17 protein-coding genes and 1 other RNA gene are annotated in these 16,818 nt (G+C 69.4%); 8 read left to right on the top strand and 10 right to left on the bottom strand.

All coding sequences use genetic code 11. The annotated features are described in order from the left end of the window. The first annotated feature begins 168 nt into the window (after window positions 1-168). The 6 genes from AC3WXD_RS30065 to AC3WXD_RS30090 all read left to right on the top strand — a co-directional run bounded on the left by AC3WXD_RS30065 (window position 169) and on the right by AC3WXD_RS30090 (window position 3,935). Window positions 169-492, top strand: coding sequence for a hypothetical protein (locus AC3WXD_RS30065; protein ID WP_020204317.1), 324 nt, complete (start codon window positions 169-171; stop codon window positions 490-492). Next, entirely contained in the window at window positions 489-830 is a 342-nt protein-coding gene (locus tag AC3WXD_RS30070; RefSeq protein ID WP_020204316.1) for a cell division protein ZapA, read from the top strand. Before AC3WXD_RS30065 ends, AC3WXD_RS30070 begins: the two co-directional genes overlap by 4 nt. A 329-nt stretch (window positions 831-1,159) precedes the next feature. Beyond that, window positions 1,160-1,371, top strand: a non-coding RNA gene (gene ssrS, locus AC3WXD_RS30075) — 6S RNA. Window positions 1,372-1,675: 304 nt separating this feature from the next. Further along, a complete protein-coding gene (locus AC3WXD_RS30080) occupies window positions 1,676-2,170 on the top strand; it encodes an EVE domain-containing protein (protein ID WP_492325291.1) in 495 nt (164 codons plus the stop codon). Window positions 2,171-2,294: 124 nt separating this feature from the next. Beyond that, window positions 2,295-3,122 carry a sulfite exporter TauE/SafE family protein gene (locus AC3WXD_RS30085; RefSeq protein ID WP_492325292.1) on the top strand — a complete coding sequence of 276 codons (828 nt, stop codon included), beginning with the start codon at window positions 2,295-2,297 and terminating at the stop codon, window positions 3,120-3,122. Between the two features lie 111 nt (window positions 3,123-3,233). After that, window positions 3,234-3,935, top strand: a complete 702-nt coding sequence (locus AC3WXD_RS30090) for an SIMPL domain-containing protein (RefSeq protein WP_020204313.1) — start codon at window positions 3,234-3,236, stop codon at window positions 3,933-3,935. Here the strand turns inward: AC3WXD_RS30090 and AC3WXD_RS30095 are convergent. The 8 genes from AC3WXD_RS30095 to AC3WXD_RS30130 form a co-directional block, all read right to left on the bottom strand. Continuing rightward, window positions 3,895-4,560: a nucleotidyltransferase family protein gene (locus AC3WXD_RS30095; RefSeq protein WP_492325293.1), complete on the bottom strand. Its 666-nt coding sequence runs from the start codon at window positions 4,558-4,560 to the stop codon at window positions 3,895-3,897. The genes AC3WXD_RS30090 and AC3WXD_RS30095 overlap by 41 nt on opposite strands. Then, on the bottom strand, window positions 4,557-5,651 hold the full coding sequence (locus AC3WXD_RS30100) for an XdhC family protein (RefSeq protein WP_492325294.1): 1,095 nt from the start codon (window positions 5,649-5,651) through the stop codon (window positions 4,557-4,559). Before AC3WXD_RS30100 ends, AC3WXD_RS30095 begins: the two co-directional genes overlap by 4 nt. A 20-nt stretch (window positions 5,652-5,671) precedes the next feature. After that, window positions 5,672-6,874 carry a vWA domain-containing protein gene (locus AC3WXD_RS30105; protein ID WP_492325295.1) on the bottom strand — a complete coding sequence of 401 codons (1,203 nt, stop codon included), beginning with the start codon at window positions 6,872-6,874 and terminating at the stop codon, window positions 5,672-5,674. Beyond that, the gene (locus AC3WXD_RS30110; RefSeq protein ID WP_020206936.1) at window positions 6,868-7,761 is read right to left on the bottom strand and encodes an AAA family ATPase; all 894 of its coding nucleotides are present in this window, start codon (window positions 7,759-7,761) and stop codon (window positions 6,868-6,870) included. The genes AC3WXD_RS30105 and AC3WXD_RS30110 overlap by 7 nt, the downstream gene beginning before the upstream one ends. Before the next feature lie 15 nt (window positions 7,762-7,776). Further along, window positions 7,777-8,397 carry an SRPBCC family protein gene (locus tag AC3WXD_RS30115; protein WP_059411063.1) on the bottom strand — a complete coding sequence of 207 codons (621 nt, stop codon included), beginning with the start codon at window positions 8,395-8,397 and terminating at the stop codon, window positions 7,777-7,779. A 57-nt stretch (window positions 8,398-8,454) separates the two neighbouring features. Then, entirely contained in the window at window positions 8,455-10,866 is a 2,412-nt protein-coding gene (locus AC3WXD_RS30120; protein ID WP_492325296.1) for an aerobic carbon-monoxide dehydrogenase large subunit, read from the bottom strand. A 73-nt stretch (window positions 10,867-10,939) separates the two neighbouring features. Continuing rightward, complete coding sequence (locus AC3WXD_RS30125; protein WP_492325297.1) at window positions 10,940-11,461, bottom strand: (2Fe-2S)-binding protein; 522 nt, start codon at window positions 11,459-11,461, stop codon at window positions 10,940-10,942. A gap of 118 nt (window positions 11,462-11,579) precedes the next feature. Further along, window positions 11,580-12,446: an FAD binding domain-containing protein gene (locus AC3WXD_RS30130; protein ID WP_020206940.1), complete on the bottom strand. Its 867-nt coding sequence runs from the start codon at window positions 12,444-12,446 to the stop codon at window positions 11,580-11,582. 284 nt (window positions 12,447-12,730) lie between these two features. On the opposite strand from AC3WXD_RS30130, the gene AC3WXD_RS30135 reads away from it, so the two are divergent. After that, on the top strand, window positions 12,731-13,537 hold the full coding sequence (locus tag AC3WXD_RS30135; RefSeq protein ID WP_492325298.1) for a LytTR family DNA-binding domain-containing protein: 807 nt from the start codon (window positions 12,731-12,733) through the stop codon (window positions 13,535-13,537). 553 nt (window positions 13,538-14,090) lie between these two features. Then, the gene (locus tag AC3WXD_RS30140; RefSeq protein WP_492325299.1) at window positions 14,091-14,462 is read left to right on the top strand and encodes a hypothetical protein; all 372 of its coding nucleotides are present in this window, start codon (window positions 14,091-14,093) and stop codon (window positions 14,460-14,462) included. Window positions 14,463-14,488: 26 nt separating this feature from the next. On the opposite strand, the gene AC3WXD_RS30145 is transcribed toward AC3WXD_RS30140, so the two are convergent. Together AC3WXD_RS30145 and AC3WXD_RS30150 are read right to left on the bottom strand one after the other, a co-directional pair. After that, window positions 14,489-16,042 carry a malonate--CoA ligase gene (locus tag AC3WXD_RS30145; protein WP_492325309.1) on the bottom strand — a complete coding sequence of 518 codons (1,554 nt, stop codon included), beginning with the start codon at window positions 16,040-16,042 and terminating at the stop codon, window positions 14,489-14,491. Between the two features lie 166 nt (window positions 16,043-16,208). Then, the coding region (locus AC3WXD_RS30150; protein WP_492325300.1) for an enoyl-CoA hydratase-related protein at window positions 16,209-16,818 on the bottom strand (610 nt) is incomplete at its 5' end.

Genomic DNA, 16,818 nt, shown 5'->3' on the forward strand with positions numbered 1-16,818 from the left:
CGCGAAAATGCATGGAAGCAGGCGGGAAATGCCACCGCGGCGCCCGTTGGGCGACGTTGCATGCAACTTCGGCGCGCTGGCCCGGTCACACCGGGCTGCTTTCCACGGCTGCGCGCGGAGCGCTTGGGCTAAAATCCCAGAACCCGAAACCCGGATATGACAGGCTCTATGCTCACCGAACTCGAACAACTCGCCGCCAAGATCGGGCGCGTGCTGCATCACGCCGACACCCTGGCAGCGGAGAACCAGCGCCTGCGCGAGGAGATCGAACGCCTGCAGGCCGAGGCCAGCCAGCTGCGCGGCGACCGCGAGGCGATGGCCGCCGACCGGGAGCTGCTCAATATCAAGATCGAGGAAGCGCAGTTGCGCATCCAGTCGATCCTCGACAAGCTCCCCACCGCCAGCGACGCCCGCCAGCTCGACCTGCTCGGCGACGGCGCCGCGCAGGCCGCGGACAGCGCCCTCACCAAGGCACCCGGAGAAAACGCATGAGCAACAAGCAAGTCGAAGTCAGCATCGCCGGCCAGTCCTACCGCTTCGCCATCGCGCCGGACAACGAAGCCGCGCTGCTGGAAGCGGTGGCCCTGGTAGACGACCAGATGACCCGCCTCAAGAGCGGCGTCTCCGCCAAGGGCGTGGAGCGCGTGGCGGTGATGGCGGCCATCAGCATCGCCTCGGACCTGCTCTCGCTCAAGCGCAAGCAGCAGGAAGACGGCGCGATTCCGGTGGACGCCGTGCGCGCGCGCATCCGCGAGCTCAACGAGCGCGCCGACGAGGCGCTGCGCCAGTACGCCCATGTCGGCACCGGCGCGCCCATTTCCCGCGGCTGAACGGGGCCGGGCGCGGACCGGGCAGGACCGCGCGCGGCCGGCCGCGGCGCGGTGCCCCGCACGGCACAGTTGTGACACCGCAATGACCGCGATGTGCCCGAGGTGCCGCGCGCGTCGGCAAAATGTAACGGCCCGGCACGGCGGGCTTGGTATGAAATGCCCGGCGGTGTATAGTGGAGCCAAGTCGCGCCAAGCCACATAGTCGCGACACCAAAGGTCGGGTTATCGTGCCTGACCGCCGTTTTCATCCCATCCAAGTTAGAAACGGCAAACGTCTGACAGCCTGCGGAAGCGATTGGTCCTACGGCAACAAAGTCAGACGTTTGACAGTTTCCCTGCCTGGTTCGTCAGGATCATATTCCTTGAACCGATAAGCATTTGTTGGTGCGGGACAATGCCGTGTGGGCGAGCGCGTCGCTTGATTCAAAGTTCGCAGTCGGGACTCCCTGAGTCAGTGATGTACCCAAAATGCGGCTTCCGCAGCCACTCTGAACCTCACTTGGGTTCAGGATGCCGATCCAGCGGCCGAGGCGGGGACCCCAACGAGAGAAGGCGGTGGTTTGAAACCACCGCCTTTTTTTTGCGCTCGTTTTTTTTGCGCGGCCTCTTTTTGCGCGGCCCTGGCGATGCCTGCCGGTTCCTCGCGCCTCCCCGCATTTCCTCGCGTTTTTCGCATTTTTCACGCTTCGCGCCCGCGCGGCGCACCCGGCCGCGCGAGCCGCGCACGGCTGGCGCACGGCTGCTGCGCGACTGCCGCACGATTGGCATACACGGTTTTCTTTTGGCCGGGCTTGCTGCACCATAGCGCTGTCGCCAACGCCACTCCGCCGTGAGCCAACCCGCCAATGAGCCGCACCTCGCAAGCCAATGCCGCCGACCGGGCCCGCCAGTACTGGCTGATGAAATCGGAGCCGAACGAGGCCAGCATCGACGACCTCGCCAGGCGCGGCACGCTGCCCTGGACCGGCGTGCGCAACTACCAGGCGCGCAACTTCATGCGCGACGCCATGCGCATCGGCGACGGCGTGCTGTTCTATCACTCGTCGTGCCCGCAGCCCGGCATCGCCGGCCTGGCCGAGGTCGGCTCGCAGCCCTACCCTGATCCCACCCAGTTCGATCCCGAGAGCGAGTATTACGACGACGCCTCCAGGCCCGACGCGCCGCGCTGGGTGCTGGTCGACGTGCGCTACGTCGGCAAGGGCCCGCTGATCTCGCTGGCCGATCTGCGCGCGCACGAGGAACTGGCCGACATGGTGGTGCTGCGGCGGGGCAATCGCCTGTCCATCACGCCGGTGACGCCGGCCGAATGGCGCTTCATCACCACGCGGCTGATGGGCTGACCGCTTGATCGGCTGACCGGCTGACCGGCTGATCGGCCGGTCGGCTGCCCCCGCGCGGCGCGCGCCGCGTCCGCCCTCCCCGGCGCATCGGCGCCAACGACATCCACAAGGCCGGCCTCGTTCCATGCATGTCTCCCTGATTCCCGGGCTGTTGCTGCTCGGCGCCTTTACCGGCTTCTGCGCCGGCCTGCTCGGCGTGGGCGGCGGCATGCTGATGGTGCCCTTCCTCACGCTGCTGTTCACCTACCTGGATTTCCCGCACGAGGCCATCGTCCACATGGCGATCGCCACCTCGATGGCGACCATCCTGTTTACCTCGCTGTCCTCGGTGCGCGCCCACCACCTGCACGGCATGGTGCGCTGGAAGCTGGTGCTCGCGCTGGCGCCCGGCATCCTGGCCGGCGGCCTGCTCGGCGGCGGCAAGGTCTTCGCCGCGCTCAAGACCGGCTGGCTGTCGCTGCTGTTCTCGGTGTTCGTCGGCTTCTCGGCCTGGCAGATGCTGCGCAACCGCAAGCCCGCGCCGCACCGCCAGTTGCCGGCCACGCCGGGCATGCTCGGCGCGGGCGGCGTGATCGGCTTCCTGTCCAGCCTGGTGGGCGCCGGCGGCGGCTTCATCTCGGTGCCGTTCATGACCTGGTGCAACGTGCCGATCCACAACGCCGTGGCCACCTCGGCCGCGCTCGGCTTCCCGATCGCGGTAGCCAGCGTGATCGGCTACGTGTGGAGCGGCTTCGGCGTGGCGGGGCTGCCGGCCGGCTCGCTCGGCTACATCTACCTGCCCGCGCTGGCGGTGATCGCGCTGGCCAGCGTGCTGACCGCGCCGCTGGGCGCGCGCACCGCGCACCGCCTGGACGTGGCGCAGCTGAAGAAGGTCTTCGCCTGCCTGCTGTTCTGCCTGTCGGCCTACATGCTGTGGAAGGCGTGGCACGCGTTCGCGCTCCAGGCGCTCTAGCGGGCAGATACAAGTGGGCGGATACAAGTGGATACAAGGTCGATCCCGCATCGTGGAACGATCGCGCCGCGGGTGCGTCAGAATACGCATTGCCAGAAACGGGAGAACACCATGAAAAAACTGCTTGCCGCCACGCTGCTCGGCACCACCGCCATGATCGCCTCGGCCCAGGGCGGTGCCCCGGCCCGCGATCCCGCGCCCGCCGGCGTGCTGTCGCTGTCGGCCCAGGCCGCCACCGACGTGCCCACCGACGTGGTCCACCTGACCCTGGCCGCCGAGCAGGAAGGCGCCGAGCCCGGCGCGATCTCGTCCGCGCTGTCCGCCAAGGCGCAGCAGGTCATCGCGCAGGCCCGGCGCACGGCCGGCGTGCAGGCGGAATCGGGCGGCTTCACGATCAACCCGTCCACCGACCGCAACGGCCGCATCAGCACCTGGCGCGGGCGCGCCGAGGTGATCCTGCAATCGCGCGACTTCGCCGCGGTCTCGAAGCTCGCCGGCCAGCTTGCCAGCCAGATGCAGGTGCAGAACATCGCCTTCTCGCTCTCGCGCGAAACGCGCCAGGCCACCGAGGCCAGGCTGGCCGAGCAGGCCGTGGCCTCGTTCCGCGCCAAGGCCGACACCACCACCAAGCTGTTCGGCTACAGCAGCTACGCGATCCGCGAAGTGCAGGTCAGCGAGATCGGCGCGGTGCAGCCGATGCCGCGCATGTACGCGGCCAAGGCCATGATGTCGGATGCGGCGCCGGTGCCGGTCGAGGGCGGCAAGGCCCAGGTCACGGTGACGGTGAACGGCTCGGTGCAGATGCTGAAGTGAGCCGCGCCACGCGCGCGGCGATGCGCGCGTAGTCTTCCGGCGTATCCATGTCGGTGGTGAAGCGGTCGTGGCCGGCCTCGTGGACGAAGACCTCGTCCGGGTGCTCGGCGATCAGCCTGCGGCAGCCCGGATTCACGTGCCCGGCCACGACCTCCGCGGCGTAGCTCGCCGAGAACGCCACCGGGTTGCCGCGCTGCCCCGCGTGCATGGGCACCACGATCGCGCCGCGCGGCATCGCCGCGAACGCGCGCACCAGCTCCAGGTAGTCGGCCGCCTCCAGCAGGACTTGGTCGGCCAGGCACACCAGCACCACGCGGCACGGCATGCGCAGCGCCGCCACGCCGGCGGCCACCGAAGTCATCTGCCCCTCCTCGTAGCGCGGGTTCGGCTGGAAAGCGACCGGCAGGCCGTCGAGCGCGCCGATCACCTCGCGGCCCTTGTACCCCGTCACCACCACGATCTCCCGCGGCCGCGCCGCCAGCAGCGCGCGCACCGTGCGCCGCACCGCCGGCTCGCCGTCCAGCGGCAGCAGCAGCTTGTGCGGCCCGCCCATGCGCGACGACATGCCCGCGGCCAGCACCACCGCCGAGAAGGCCGGCAACGCCGCGTCCGCCGGCGCGCTCATGTGGCCTTGCGCGCGCCGCGCGCGGCCGGCAGGTATTTGTCCGGGTCGCGCTCGAACTCCACCTTGCAGCCGTCGCAGCAGAAATACACGCGCTGCCCGCCATGCTCGACCACGTGCCTGGCCGACGCGATGTCGACCGCCATGCCGCACACCGGATTGACGTAGCGCGCGGCGGTGGCAGCGGGAGCCGGTGCCATCGATTCGCACGGCAGCATCGCCGGCAGCGCCTCGCCGCTCTGCGCGGGCGCCTGCGCGGCCTGTTCTTCCTCCATCTGCCGGCGCAGCGCCACCAGCCCGGCCACCGCGCCGAGCGCGATCTCCTGCGGCGTGCGCGCGTGGATGTGCGGGCCGGCCGGCGCATGCAGCGCGGCCAGCCGCTGCGGCGCGATGCCGCGCCGCTGCATGGCCTCGCGCAGCGTCCGCGCCTTGCGCTGGCTCGCCACCAGCAGCACCGCCGCGGCCGGGCCGCGCAGCGCCGCTTCCAGCGCGTCCTCGTCGCCGTCGCCCTGGGTGGCCACCAGCACCAGCCGCGGCGCCAGCGCGGCGAGCGCGGCCGGGTCATAGCCCGCCACCACCTGGCGCAGGCCCAGCGCCGCCAGCGGCACCGTCATGCCGGCCGCGGCCACCACGGCGAAGCCCATGCGCTGCGCCAGCACGCAGGCTTCCAGCGCGGTCGGCGTGGCGCCCAGCACCAGCGCCACCGGCGGCGGCAGGGTCGGCTGGATGAACAGCTCCAGCGTGCCGTTGCTCGCGCACGGCATGGCGTGCATCTCGATGCCGGCCTCCGCCGCCGCGGGCGCGTTGCTGATGCGCAGCAGCTTGGGGGCGCCGGTGCGGATCGCCTCCAGCGCGGCCTGGATCACGATGGCGCGCGAACAGCCGCCGCCGACCCAGCCGTGCAGCGCGCCGTCCTCTTCCAGCAGCGCCTGCGCGCCCACCCAGGCCGAGGTGGGCGGCTGCGCGCGGATCACGGTGATCACCGCGAACGGGCGCAGCGCGTCGATCAGCCGCTGCTCGCGCAGCAGCAGCGCTTCGCCGTCGATGGCGTCCGTGGCGGTGTCTGTGGCGGGGTCTATGGTGGCGTGGTTCATGGCAGGGTCCGGAACGTCGTTTACTGCAATACCGACAGGACTTGCGGCAGCACCTGCCGCAGGCTCGCCAGGTCGCGCGCGCCGGCCAGTAGGTCGAGATACGGCAGCGCCGCCGACATGCCGGCGCTGGCCGGCGTGAAGCCGGTCTGGCCCATCAGCGGGTTGAGCCAGACCAGCCGGCGGCAGCGCCGCCGCATCTTGCGCAGGGCTTCCTGCAGCAGGCCGGGCTCGCCCGCGTCGTAGCCGTCGCTGACGATCACCACCGCCGTGCGCGAATGCAGCAGCGCCGCGCCGTGGCGGCGGTTGAACGCCTCCAGGCTTTCGCCGATGCGCGTGCCGCCGGCCCAGCCCGCCGACAGCAGCGCCAGGCGCTCCTGCGAGCGCCACGGGTCGGGGTCGCGCAGCGCCTGCCCCACGTTCGCCAGCGTAGTGTGGAAGATGAAGCAGTGCACGTCGGCCAGCCGCGCGCTCAGCACGCGCGCCAGGCGCAGGAAGAAAAAGCTGTACAGGCTCATCGAGCGGCTCACGTCCAGCAGCAGCACGATGCGCGGGCGTTGCCGCCGGCGCTGCCGCCACGCCAGCTCCAGCGGCAGGCCGCCGCGCGACACGCTGCGCCGGATGGTGGCGGCCATGTCGATCATGCGGCCCGACGCCGCGCTGCGCTCGCGCCGCGTCTGCACGCCGCGCAGCCGCTGCGCGAAGCGCCGGATCGCGTCGTCGATGGCGAACAGCGCGTCGGGCTGGTTGAGATGGCGGAAATCCGCGTGCGCGAGCGACTCCGCCGCGCTGGCGCCGCGCGCGGCCGCGCGGCCCTCCGCCGCCAGCGTCTCCGCCTCGGGGCCGGCGCAAGCCAGCGCGGTGCCTTCGCTGTCGTCGCCCGGCCCGGCGTCGCGGCGCGGCTCCAGGCGCCCGGCGCCGCTGGCCTGCGCCGGCGCCAGCGCGCGCCGGTTGGGCCGCTGGAAGTAGGCATCGAACAGTGCGTCGAAGCGGCGCCATTCCTCGGCGCGCGAGCACAGCAGCGCGCGCAGGCTCCAGCGCAGCAGCTCGCTGTCGAGCTGGCCCATGCGCCGCGCCACTTCCATCGAGGCCGCCATGTCCTCGCTCGCCACGCGGAAGCCGTTGGCGCGCAGCCAGCCCGCGAAGCCGGTGTAGCGCGACACCAGCCGCGCCGCCAGGTCCGTCTCGGGAGCGCGCTGCGCGGCGCCGGGCAGCGCGTTCAGCATGCCGCCGCCAGTTTTTCGACGACCGGGCGCGTGAGCCCGGCCAGGTCCGCGCGCGTCTTCACCAGCGCGGCCAGCGAATCCATGATGCGCTCGGCGCCGCCGGGGTCGAGCGCGCTCACGCCCAGGCGCAGCAGCGCCGAGGCCCAGTCCAGCGTCTCGGCCAGGCCGGGGCGCTTCTGCATGTCCATCTGCCGCACCGCCTGCACGAACTCCACGATCTGCCGCGCCAGCGCCTCGGGCACGTCCGGCACCTGCATGCGCACGATCAGCAGTTCCTTGTCGAAGCCCGGATAGTCCACGTACTGGTAGAGGCAGCGGCGGCGCAGCGCGTCGGAGATCTCGCGCGTGCCGTTGGAGGTCAGCACCACGTAGGGCCGCTCGGTTGCGCGCACCACGCCCAGCTCGGGAATCGACATCTGGAAGTCCGACAGCAGCTCCAGCAGGTAGGCCTCGAACGCTTCGTCGGTGCGGTCGATCTCGTCGATCAGCAGCACCGGCGCCGGCGTGGCGGTGATCGCGTCGAGCAGCGGGCGCTTGAGCAGGTAGCGTTCGGAGAAGATGTCCTGCTCCTTGTCGGCCACCGAGCGCGGGTCCTGCTCCAGCAGCTTGATCGCCAGCAACTGGTGCTGGTAGTTCCATTCGTAGAGCGCCGCGTGCGCGTCCAGCCCCTCGTAGCATTGCAGGCGGATCAGGCGCGTGCCGAGCAGCCGCGCCAGCGCCTTGGCGACCTCGGTCTTGCCCACGCCGGCCTCGCCCTCGAGCAGCAGCGGGCGGCGCATCTCCAGCGTCAGCAGCAAGGTGGCGGCGAAGCTGCGCTCGGCGATGTAGCCATGCTGCGCCAGGCGCTGCTGCAGCGCCGCCACGTCGGGCATGCGGTCGGCTGGCATGGCGGCGTGCCTGCGTCAGGTGGCCTTGCGCGAGAAGATCCCGCGCAGCCAGTCGCGCAGCACCGCCCACGCCAGCGCGAGGCCGTTGAGTTCGGTGCGCGGCGGCGCGGCCTGGGCCACCGTGGCCGGCGCGGTGTCGCCGTCCGGCGCCGCCGCATCCCGCGCGGGCGCCTGCCGCGACTGCGCCAGCGCGTCGAAGTTGGCCGCGAACTGCTTGAGGATCTGGTCGGCCACGGTGTTCATCATGCGGCCGCCGAACGCGGCCGCCTTGCCGCTCATCGTCACCTCGCTCCTGCCGGACAGCGCGCAGGCGCCGCCGCTGCCCTCGCTGCCCTGCACGGTCGCCAGCAGGTCCATCGACGCGCCCGAGGTGCCGGTCGAGTCCGCGCCCTTGCCCGCCAGGTGCAGGCTGCGCGCGGCCGGGTCCAGGCCGAGCACCTCGATCTCGCCCTTGAACGACATCGTGGCCGGCCCGAGCCGCACGACGATGGTGCCCTTGTAGTGCGTGTCGTCCACGCGCTCGGTGATGGCGGCGCCCGGCATGCAGCCGGCCACCGCGGCGATGTCCTGCAGCGACTGCCAGGCCGCGTCGGCACCGGCGGCGAGCGGGAAGACCTTTTCGAGCACGACTTTCATCAGCTTGTCCTCGCAGGCTTGCGCGCCGCGGCGCGGCGCGCGTGGTCGGGCCCGGCGTCAGCGCTGCGCCAGGCCGAGCGCGCGGCATTGCTGCCAGACGCGGTAGGCGTTGTGCGGCATGTTCATGTGCGTGATGCCGAGATGGGCGAACGCATCGACCACCGCCGAGGTGAAGCACGGGATCGAGCCCACGTGCGGCGACTCGGCCACGCCCTTGGCACCGATCGGATGGTGCGGCGACGGCGTGACGGTGAAGTCGGTGTCCCAGTGCGGCGTCTCCAGCGCGGTCGGCACGAAGTAGTCCATCAGCGTGCCGCCCAGCAGGTTGCCGGCTTCGTCGTAGGGCAGCTCCTGCCCCATCGCCACCGCGAAGCCTTCGGTCAGGCCGCCGTGGATCTGCCCTTCGATGATCATCGGGTTGATGCGCGTGCCGCAGTCGTCGAGCGCGTAGAAGCGCCGCACGCGCGTCTCGCCCGAATGGCGGTTGATGTCGAGCACGCACAGGTAGGCGCCGAACGGGAACGTGAAGTTGGGCGGGTCGTAGTAGTCCACCGCCTCCAGCCCCATCTCCATGCCTTCGGGCACGTTGTTGTAGGCGGCCCAGGCCACTTCCTTCAAGGTCTTGAACTTGCCCGGCGAGCCCTTGAGCACGAAGCGGTCGAGGTCGAACTCCACGTCGTCGGGGCCGGCCTCGAACAGGTGCGCGGCGATCAGCCGGGCCTTCTCGCGGATCTTGCGCGCCGCGCGCGCCACCGCCGCGCCCGCCACCGGCGTGGAGCGCGAGCCGTAGGTGCCCAGCCCGTAGGGCGCGGTGGACGTGTCGCCCTCCTCCACCTGGATCACCGAGGCCGGGATGCCGGCCTCCGACGCGATGATCTGCGCGTAGGTGGTCTGGTGGCCCTGTCCCTGCGTGATGGTGCCCATGCGCGCGATGGCCGAGCCGTCCGGATGCACGCGGATCTCGCACGAGTCGAACATGCCGATGCCGAGGATGTCGCACGCCTTGGACGGCCCCGCGCCGACGATCTCGGTGAAGGTGCACACGCCGATGCCCATCAGCCACTCGGCCTTGGGGTCGGCGCGGCGCGCGTCCTGCTCGGCGCGCAGCGCGCGATAGTCCACGGCGGCCAGCACCTTGCGCAGCGCCGGCTCGTAGTCGCCCGAGTCGTACTCCAGCCCGAGCGGCGTGAGATACGGGAACTGGTCCTTGCGGATGAAGTTGCGCAGCCGCAGCTCGGTCTTGTCGATGCCGAGCTTGAGCGCCAGCACGTCGATCATGCGCTCGATCAGGTAGACCGCCTCGGTCACGCGGAACGAGCAGCGGTAGGCCACGCCGCCCGGGAATTTGTTGGTGTAGACGCCATCGACCGAGACGAAGGCGTTGGGAATCGCATACGAGCCGGTGCAGACGTGGAACATGCCGGCCGGCCACTTGCTCGGGTCGGCGCATGCATCGAACGCGCCGTGGTCGGCGACGACGTTCACGCGCAGCGCCTTGATGCGCCCGTCGCGGTCGGCGGCCAGCTCGCCCTTCATGTGATAGTCGCGCGCGAACGCGGTGCTGCTCAGGTTCTCGGCGCGCGACTCGATCCACTTGACCGGCCGGCCCAGCACGATCGACGCCACGATCGACACCACGTAGCCCGGATACACGCCGACCTTGTTGCCGAAGCCGCCGCCGATGTCGGGCGAGACGATGCGGATCTTGGACTCCGGGATCGCCGACAGCATGCCCACCACGGTGCGCACCACGTGCGGCGCCTGCGAGGTGATGTACACGGTCAGGTCGCCGCGCGCCTTGTCGTAGGACGCGACGCAGCCGCAGGTCTCCAGCGGGCACGGATGCACGCGCGGATACAGCATCTCCTGCGTGACCGTGACCTCGGCATTGTCGAAGGCGCGGTCGGTCTTGTCCTTGTCGCCGATCTTCCAGTTGAAGATGTGGTTGGGATGCCGGCGCGCGCCGTGCGCGCCCACCTGCTTGTCGCGGATGTCCTCGCGGATCACCGGCGCGTCCGGCGCCAGCGCCAGGTGCGGGTCCACCAGCGCGGGCAGCTCCTCGTATTCCACCTCGACCAGCTCGGCGGCGTCGGCCGCCACGTAGCGGTCGTCGGCCACCACGAAGGCCACCTCCTGGTTCTGGAAGCAGACCTTCTCGTCGGCCAGCACCGCCTGCACGTCGCCGGCCAGCGTCGGCATCCAGTGCAGCTTGAGCGGCTTGAGGTCGTCGGCGGTCAGCACCGCGTGCACGCCGGGGTGCGCCAGCGCGCGCGACTTGTCGATCTTCTTCACGCGGGCGTGCGCGTACGGGCTGCGCACCATCGCGCCGAACAGCATGCCCGGCATCTTGATGTCATCGACATAGGTGCCCTTGCCCTGCAGGAAGCGCGGGTCTTCGCGGCGCTTGCGCGAGCAGCCCATGCCCTCCAGCGCGGCGAGGCGCTCGGCTTCGGCGTTCATCGTTCCCATGGTGCGTCTCCGTGCGTCTGCTTCAGACGCCGGGCACGGCCATTGCGCGCCCGGCATGGTCCATTCGGCCGCGTCAGTGCGTTGCCTCGTTCATCAGCGGATGCGAGGTCTGCACCGCTTCGCCGCGCAGCTTGCGGGCGGCATACTGCACCGCTTTGACGATGTTCTGGTAGCCCGTGCAGCGGCACAGGTTGCCGGCCATCCAGTAGCGGATCTCTTCTTCGGACGGGTCGGGGTTTTCCTGCAGGAGGCGGTACGCGCGCATCAGCATGCCGGGCGTACAGAAGCCGCACTGCAGCGCGTGCTCCTGCATGAAGGCCTCCTGCAGCGCATGCAGCTCGCCGCCCTGCGCCAGGCCCTCCACGGTCAGCACCTCGGCGCCCTCGGCCTGCACCGTGAGCACCGTGCAGGACTTGACCGACATGCCGTCCAGGTCCACCGTGCAGGCCCCGCAGTGCGAGGTCTCGCAGCCGATGTGCGGGCCGGTGTGCAGGCAGCGCTCGCGCAGGGTGTGGATCAGCAGCTCGCGCGGCTCGGCCACCACGTCGGTGTCCTTGCCGTTGAGCTTGAACGACACCATCACTTTCTTGATCATGTGCGGTCTCCGCTGGGGCTTGCGATGGTCGCCGCGCGCGTGCGCGGCCTGCGGTGCTGTTTGCTGTGCTGCTTGCCGTGCTGTCTGCCGTGCAACCCGCCGCGCGGCTGGCGCCCGGCTACGGCGCGGCGCGCGACCACGCGGTGCGCAGCGCCCGCTGCGTCATCTCGCCCGCCATCGCGGTCTTGTATTCGGCGTCGCCGCGCAGGTCCTCGGCCGGGTCGCAGATGGCCATCGCCAGCCGCGCCGCCTCGGCGATGGCCGCGTCGTCGAGCGGCTTGCCGCGCAGGCTCTGCTCGGCGTCGGTGGCGCGGATCGCCGTGGGCGCGACGTTGGTCAGCGCGATGCGCACGTCCTCCACCGTCTCGCCGCGCCGGCGCAGCATCACGGCCGCCGCCGCGGTGGCGAAGTCGCCGGACTTGCGCTTGAGCTTGGCGTAGCAGTGTCCGCTGCCCGGCGCCGGCGCCGGGATGCGGATTTCCGTGAGGATCTCGCCCGGCTCCAGCAGCGTCATGTAAGTGCCGAGGAAGAAGCCGTCGGCCGGCACCACGCGCTCGGCCAGCCTGCCGGCCAGCACGAAGGAAGCGTCCAGCGCGATCATCAGCGCCGGATGGTCGTTGCCCGGATCGCCGTGCGAGATGTCGCCGCCGATGGTGCCGCGGTAGCGCACCTGCGGGTCCGAGATCAGGCGCGCGCCCTCCACCAGCAGCGGGCACTTCTGCTGCAGCAGCGCCGACCAGATCAGCTCGTTCTCGGTGGTCATGGCGCCGATGCGCAGCTCGCCGCCTTCCTCGCGGATGCCCTTCAGGCCCTCGACCTTGCCGAGGTCGATCAGGTGGGCCGGCTCGGCGAAGCGCAGCTTCATCATCGGCAGCAGGCTGTGCCCGCCGGCCAGCAGCTTGGCGCCGTCGCCGTATTCCTCGAGCATGGCCACCGCCTCGGGCAGCGTCCTGGGCGCATGATATTCAAACGGGCGGGGGATCACGCTGGTCTCCTTGTCTCGCTCGCGCGCCCGCGCCTGCGGTCCGTGCCGGCGGCCTTGCGCGCATCGCTGTGTTTTCAGGAGCATTTCATAATGCAGCGCAGCAAAGCAATGTGACTTCCCGAACGCCCGGCAAGGCTGCGTCAACCGCCGGGAAACTTGCACGAACTACGGCAGGGACGTACAACAGAATTGCCGCGCAGGCGCGCGATGGGCAGCAACCGGGCAACCGCGAGCGCGAAGACAAGAACAACGACAGGCCGACATCGAAACCAGGAGATTGCACAATGGACCGCCTCGCGCCGTTCACCCCGCCAGCCCCCGAGGTGCGCCGCAACGAGACCTTCCAGCACAAGCTGGAACAGTTCAACCCGGGCATCGTCTGGCTCGATGCGCAAGGCCGCGTCACCGCCTTCAACGATGTTGCGCTGCAAATCCTCGGCCCCGCCAGCGAGCAGTCGCTCGGCGTCAGCCAGGACCGGCTGATCGGCATCGACGTGGTGCAGCTGCACCCGGAAAAAAGCCGCGAGAAACTGCGCTTCCTGCTGCAGTCCGAGGACGCCAGCGGCTGCCCGGTCAAGTCGCCGCCGCCGCTGGCGATGATGATCAACATCCCGGACCGCGTGCTGCTCATCAAGGTGTCCAAGATGGCGGACAGCGGCGGTGTATGCGGCACCTGCATGATCTTCTACGACGTGACCGACATCACCACCGAGCCGCACCACGCGCCCGCGTCAGGCAGCGCGCCGCTGCCGCGCCGGCTGTTCAAGATCCCCGTGTACCGCAAGAACCGCGTGATCCTGGTGGACCTCAAGGACATCGTGCGCTTCCAGGGCGACGGGCACTACACGACCATCGTCACCAGGGACGAACACTATCTCTCCAACCTGTCGCTGACCGACCTGGAGATGCGGCTCGACGACAGTGTTTATCTGCGGGTGCACCGCAGCCATATCGTCAGCCTGGCTTACGCGGTGGAGGTAGTGAGGAACGAGGAGCGTGTGCAACTGGTCATGGATGATGCGCAGCGCACGCTAGTGCCGGTCAGCCGGGCGAAGATCGCGGAGTTGAGGGAGAGGTTGGGGGTGGCGTGATTTTTTTTGGAATTTTATTCAGGTTCAAGGTCAACGGCTTTAAGAGCTTTAACGTCAAGATCGAAGTCAACTTTAAAGCCAGCGGCTTAACGTCAAAGTCAAAGTCAACATCAAAGTCAAAGGCTTTCGCTCCCCCGGAGCGACCTACTTTCTTTTCCCCGAAAAGAAAGTAGGCAAAGAAAGCGGGCTGCCTGGCCGGCAGGGGCAGAGCCGAACAGGGTTGCTGGTTGTTGGTGGTTTCGTGGTGGGGGTGGTGGTTCTGCTGGGATTCTGCCGGTACCGGTTTTGGCGGCCACTGTCTCTCGGGTGGTGTTCGATTCGTGGTGGCGCTGCATGATGGCGGTGGCCCAGGCCCTTCGGGCTGCTGCCGCGACCGGGGCAAATGCACACGGCAGAGGGACGGTGCTGGTTTCGTGGTGGGCGTGGTGGCCCCCCATTCGATCTCACTGCCAAACGGTTTTGACTTGAGAGGCAATCCGGTTCAAAGCAACCCCGCACACCCGCGCGGGGTCCACCACGCCCACCACGAAACCAGTGCCGGTGGTGCTACGCCGTGACCGCCAGCACCGGTAACGGCAGATGTCCGAACCAGCAGTGCGCCCGCCATCATAGGTCTGACCCCGCAACCCATACCGCCAGCCAGATCGTGGCCAGCCGAACCGGTAACGGCAGGATGCCAGCAGAACCACGAACCCCACGACGAAACCACCAACAAGAAGAAACCCCAACGTTTCTGCCCCTGCCGGCCAGGCAGCCCGCTTTCTTTGCCTACTTTCTTTTCGGGGAAAAGAAAGTAGGTCGCTCCGGGGGAGCGAAAGCCTTTGACTTTGACTTTGACTTTGACTTTGACTTTGACTTTGACTTTGACTTTGACTTTGACTTTGACTTTGACTTTGACGTTCAGCCGTTGACGTTAAGCAGTTGACTTTAACGTTAAGCCAAAGCCCCCCCTTAATCCCCCCCAAACTGCACCCTCAACAAATTCTTCTGCACCTTCCCCATCGTATTCCGCGGCAGCTCATCCACCAGATGCACCCGCTTCGGCACCTTGAAATTCGCAATCCGCCCCTTCAGCAAGCCGATCAGGCTGGCCTCCTCCAGCGCCGAGCCGGGCTTGCCCACCACCACCGCCACCACGGCTTCGCCGAAGTCGGCGTGCGGCACGCCGATCACCGCGCTCTCCGCCACGCCGGGCATCTCGTCGATGAAGCTTTCGATCTCCTTCGGGTAGACGTTGTAGCCGCCCGAGATGATGAGGTCCTTGCTGCGGCCGACGATGGTCAGGTAGTCGTCGGGCACCTTGCGCTCGCCGGACTGGCTGACGATGGCGCCGCCGAAGCGGCCGACGTCGCCGGTCTTGAACCAGCCGTCGGCGGTGAATTCTTCCTGCGTCTTCTCGGGCATGCGCCAGTAGCCCTTGAACACGTTCGGGCCGCGCACTTCCACGTTGCCGATCTCGCCGGGCGCGCAGGGCTTGCCGTCGCCGTCAACCACGCGCACCGAGACGCCGGGCAGCGGCTTGCCGACGGTGCCGCCGATGCGCTCGCCGTCGGCGGCGTCATACGGGTTGGAGACCAGCATCACGGTCTCGCTCATGCCGTAGCGCTCGAGGATGGTGTGGCCGGTGCGCGCGCGGAAGGCGTCGAAGGTTTCCATCAGCAGCGGCGCGGAGCCGGACACGAACAGGCGCATGCGGCGGCAGGTGTCGTCGTCGAAGCGCGATTCCTGCAGCATGCGCACGTAGTACGTGGGTACGCCCATCATCACGGTGGAGCGCGGCAGGAATTTCAGGATCTGGGCCATGTCGAGGCGGGGCGCCCAGATCATCTTGGCGCCGGCCAGCAGCGCGCCGTGCGAGGCCACGAACAGGCCGTGCACGTGGAAGATCGGCAGCATGTGCAGCAGCACGTCGTCGCTGCGCCAGCCCCAGTACGCGTGCAGCGTCTTGGCGTTGGAGGCGAGATTGCCGTGCGTGAGCATGGCGCCCTTGCTGCGGCCCGTGGTGCCGGAGGTGTACAGGATGGCGGCGAGGTCGTCGGCGCCGCGCGCCACCGTGGCGAAGGTATCCGGCTTGCCGGCCGCGCGCGCCAGCAGCGAGCCGGAGCGGTCGTCGTCGAGCGTGAACACGTGCCGGGTGCCGTGGCGGAAGGCCACCTTGGAGACCCACGGGAAGCTGGCGCTGCTGCACACCACCACGTCGGGCTCGGCATTGCCGATGAAGTAGTCGATCTCGGCTTCCTGATACGCGGTGTTGAGCGGCAGGTAGACGTAGCCGGCGCGCAGCGTGGCGAGGTAGAGGAACAGCGCCTCGGGCGACTTTTCCACCTGCACGGCCACGCGCGCGCCTTCGGGCAGCTTGAGCGCGGCCAGCAGGCTGGCCAGCCTGGCGGTGGCGCGGTCGAGGTCGTCCCAGCTGTAGTAGAGGCCGTCGTGGGTTTCGATGCAGCAGGCGCTGCGGTCTGCCGGGAAGCGGGATTCGAACAGGGCGAACAGGTTGGCGTTCATGTTGCGGAAGATATGGAACGGGATCGTCAGTAACATTGGCAATCGGGGGCCGGGAGCCCGGGAGATCGGCCCGAGAGGTCAATGAGGCGGTACGAGTGCGGTTTAGCGGACTTCATCGGGCCCGGACTTTCGGGCGGGCCGACAGCCGGCCATGATAGGCCCGCGGCTAGTGCCCGGTAAAGTGCGGCGCGCGCCGGGCCAGGAAGGCGGCCACGCCTTCGGCGTGGTCGGCGCTGCCGGCGTAGCGGAAATGCGCGGCCAGCTCGTGCGCGCCGAGCGGCTCGGGCGCGGGCGCCAGGCGGCGGATGGTCTCCTTGTTGATGCGCGCGGCCAGCGGCGCGCCGGCGGCGATGCGCGCGGTGGCGGCGGCCACCTCGCCGGCCAGCGCGGCGGCCGGCACCACGCGCGTGAGCAGCCCTTTCGCGTGCGCCTCGGCGGCGTCGAACACGCGGCCTTCGAGCAGGATCTCCAGCGCCACCGCGCGGCCGGCCAGCGCCAGCAGCCCGCCCAGCTCGCCCGGCGCCATCGGGAAGCCGAGCCGGTTGATGGGCACGCCGAAGCGGCTGTCGGCGGCGGCGATGCGCAGGTCGCAATGGCAGGCGATCTCCAGCCCGCCGCCCACGCAGACCCCTTCGATCATCGCCACCGTGGGATGGACGCAGTCCGCCACCGCGGCCAGCGCCGGCGCGATGATCTCCATGTGGTAGCGGCGCAGCGCGGCGTCGTCGCCGCGCTCCTGCGGGAATTCGGCGATGTCGGCGCCGGCGGCGCACTTG

The organism is Cupriavidus sp. FW216-B1 (genome assembly GCF_058789195.1).

Coding starts and splice junctions, on each gene's coding strand:
- AC3WXD_RS30065 (WP_020204317.1), top strand. CDS start 169: ATGCTCACCGAACTCGAACAACTCGCCGCCAAGATCGGGCGCGTGCTG.
- AC3WXD_RS30070 (WP_020204316.1), top strand. CDS start 489: ATGAGCAACAAGCAAGTCGAAGTCAGCATCGCCGGCCAGTCCTACCGC.
- AC3WXD_RS30080 (WP_492325291.1), top strand. CDS start 1,676: ATGAGCCGCACCTCGCAAGCCAATGCCGCCGACCGGGCCCGCCAGTAC.
- AC3WXD_RS30085 (WP_492325292.1), top strand. CDS start 2,295: ATGCATGTCTCCCTGATTCCCGGGCTGTTGCTGCTCGGCGCCTTTACC.
- AC3WXD_RS30090 (WP_020204313.1), top strand. CDS start 3,234: ATGAAAAAACTGCTTGCCGCCACGCTGCTCGGCACCACCGCCATGATC.
- AC3WXD_RS30095 (WP_492325293.1), bottom strand. CDS start 4,560: ATGAGCGCGCCGGCGGACGCGGCGTTGCCGGCCTTCTCGGCGGTGGTG.
- AC3WXD_RS30100 (WP_492325294.1), bottom strand. CDS start 5,651: ATGAACCACGCCACCATAGACCCCGCCACAGACACCGCCACGGACGCC.
- AC3WXD_RS30105 (WP_492325295.1), bottom strand. CDS start 6,874: ATGCTGAACGCGCTGCCCGGCGCCGCGCAGCGCGCTCCCGAGACGGAC.
- AC3WXD_RS30110 (WP_020206936.1), bottom strand. CDS start 7,761: ATGCCAGCCGACCGCATGCCCGACGTGGCGGCGCTGCAGCAGCGCCTG.
- AC3WXD_RS30115 (WP_059411063.1), bottom strand. CDS start 8,397: ATGAAAGTCGTGCTCGAAAAGGTCTTCCCGCTCGCCGCCGGTGCCGAC.
- AC3WXD_RS30120 (WP_492325296.1), bottom strand. CDS start 10,866: ATGGGAACGATGAACGCCGAAGCCGAGCGCCTCGCCGCGCTGGAGGGC.
- AC3WXD_RS30125 (WP_492325297.1), bottom strand. CDS start 11,461: ATGATCAAGAAAGTGATGGTGTCGTTCAAGCTCAACGGCAAGGACACC.
- AC3WXD_RS30135 (WP_492325298.1), top strand. CDS start 12,731: ATGGACCGCCTCGCGCCGTTCACCCCGCCAGCCCCCGAGGTGCGCCGC.
- AC3WXD_RS30145 (WP_492325309.1), bottom strand. CDS start 16,042: ATGAACGCCAACCTGTTCGCCCTGTTCGAATCCCGCTTCCCGGCAGAC.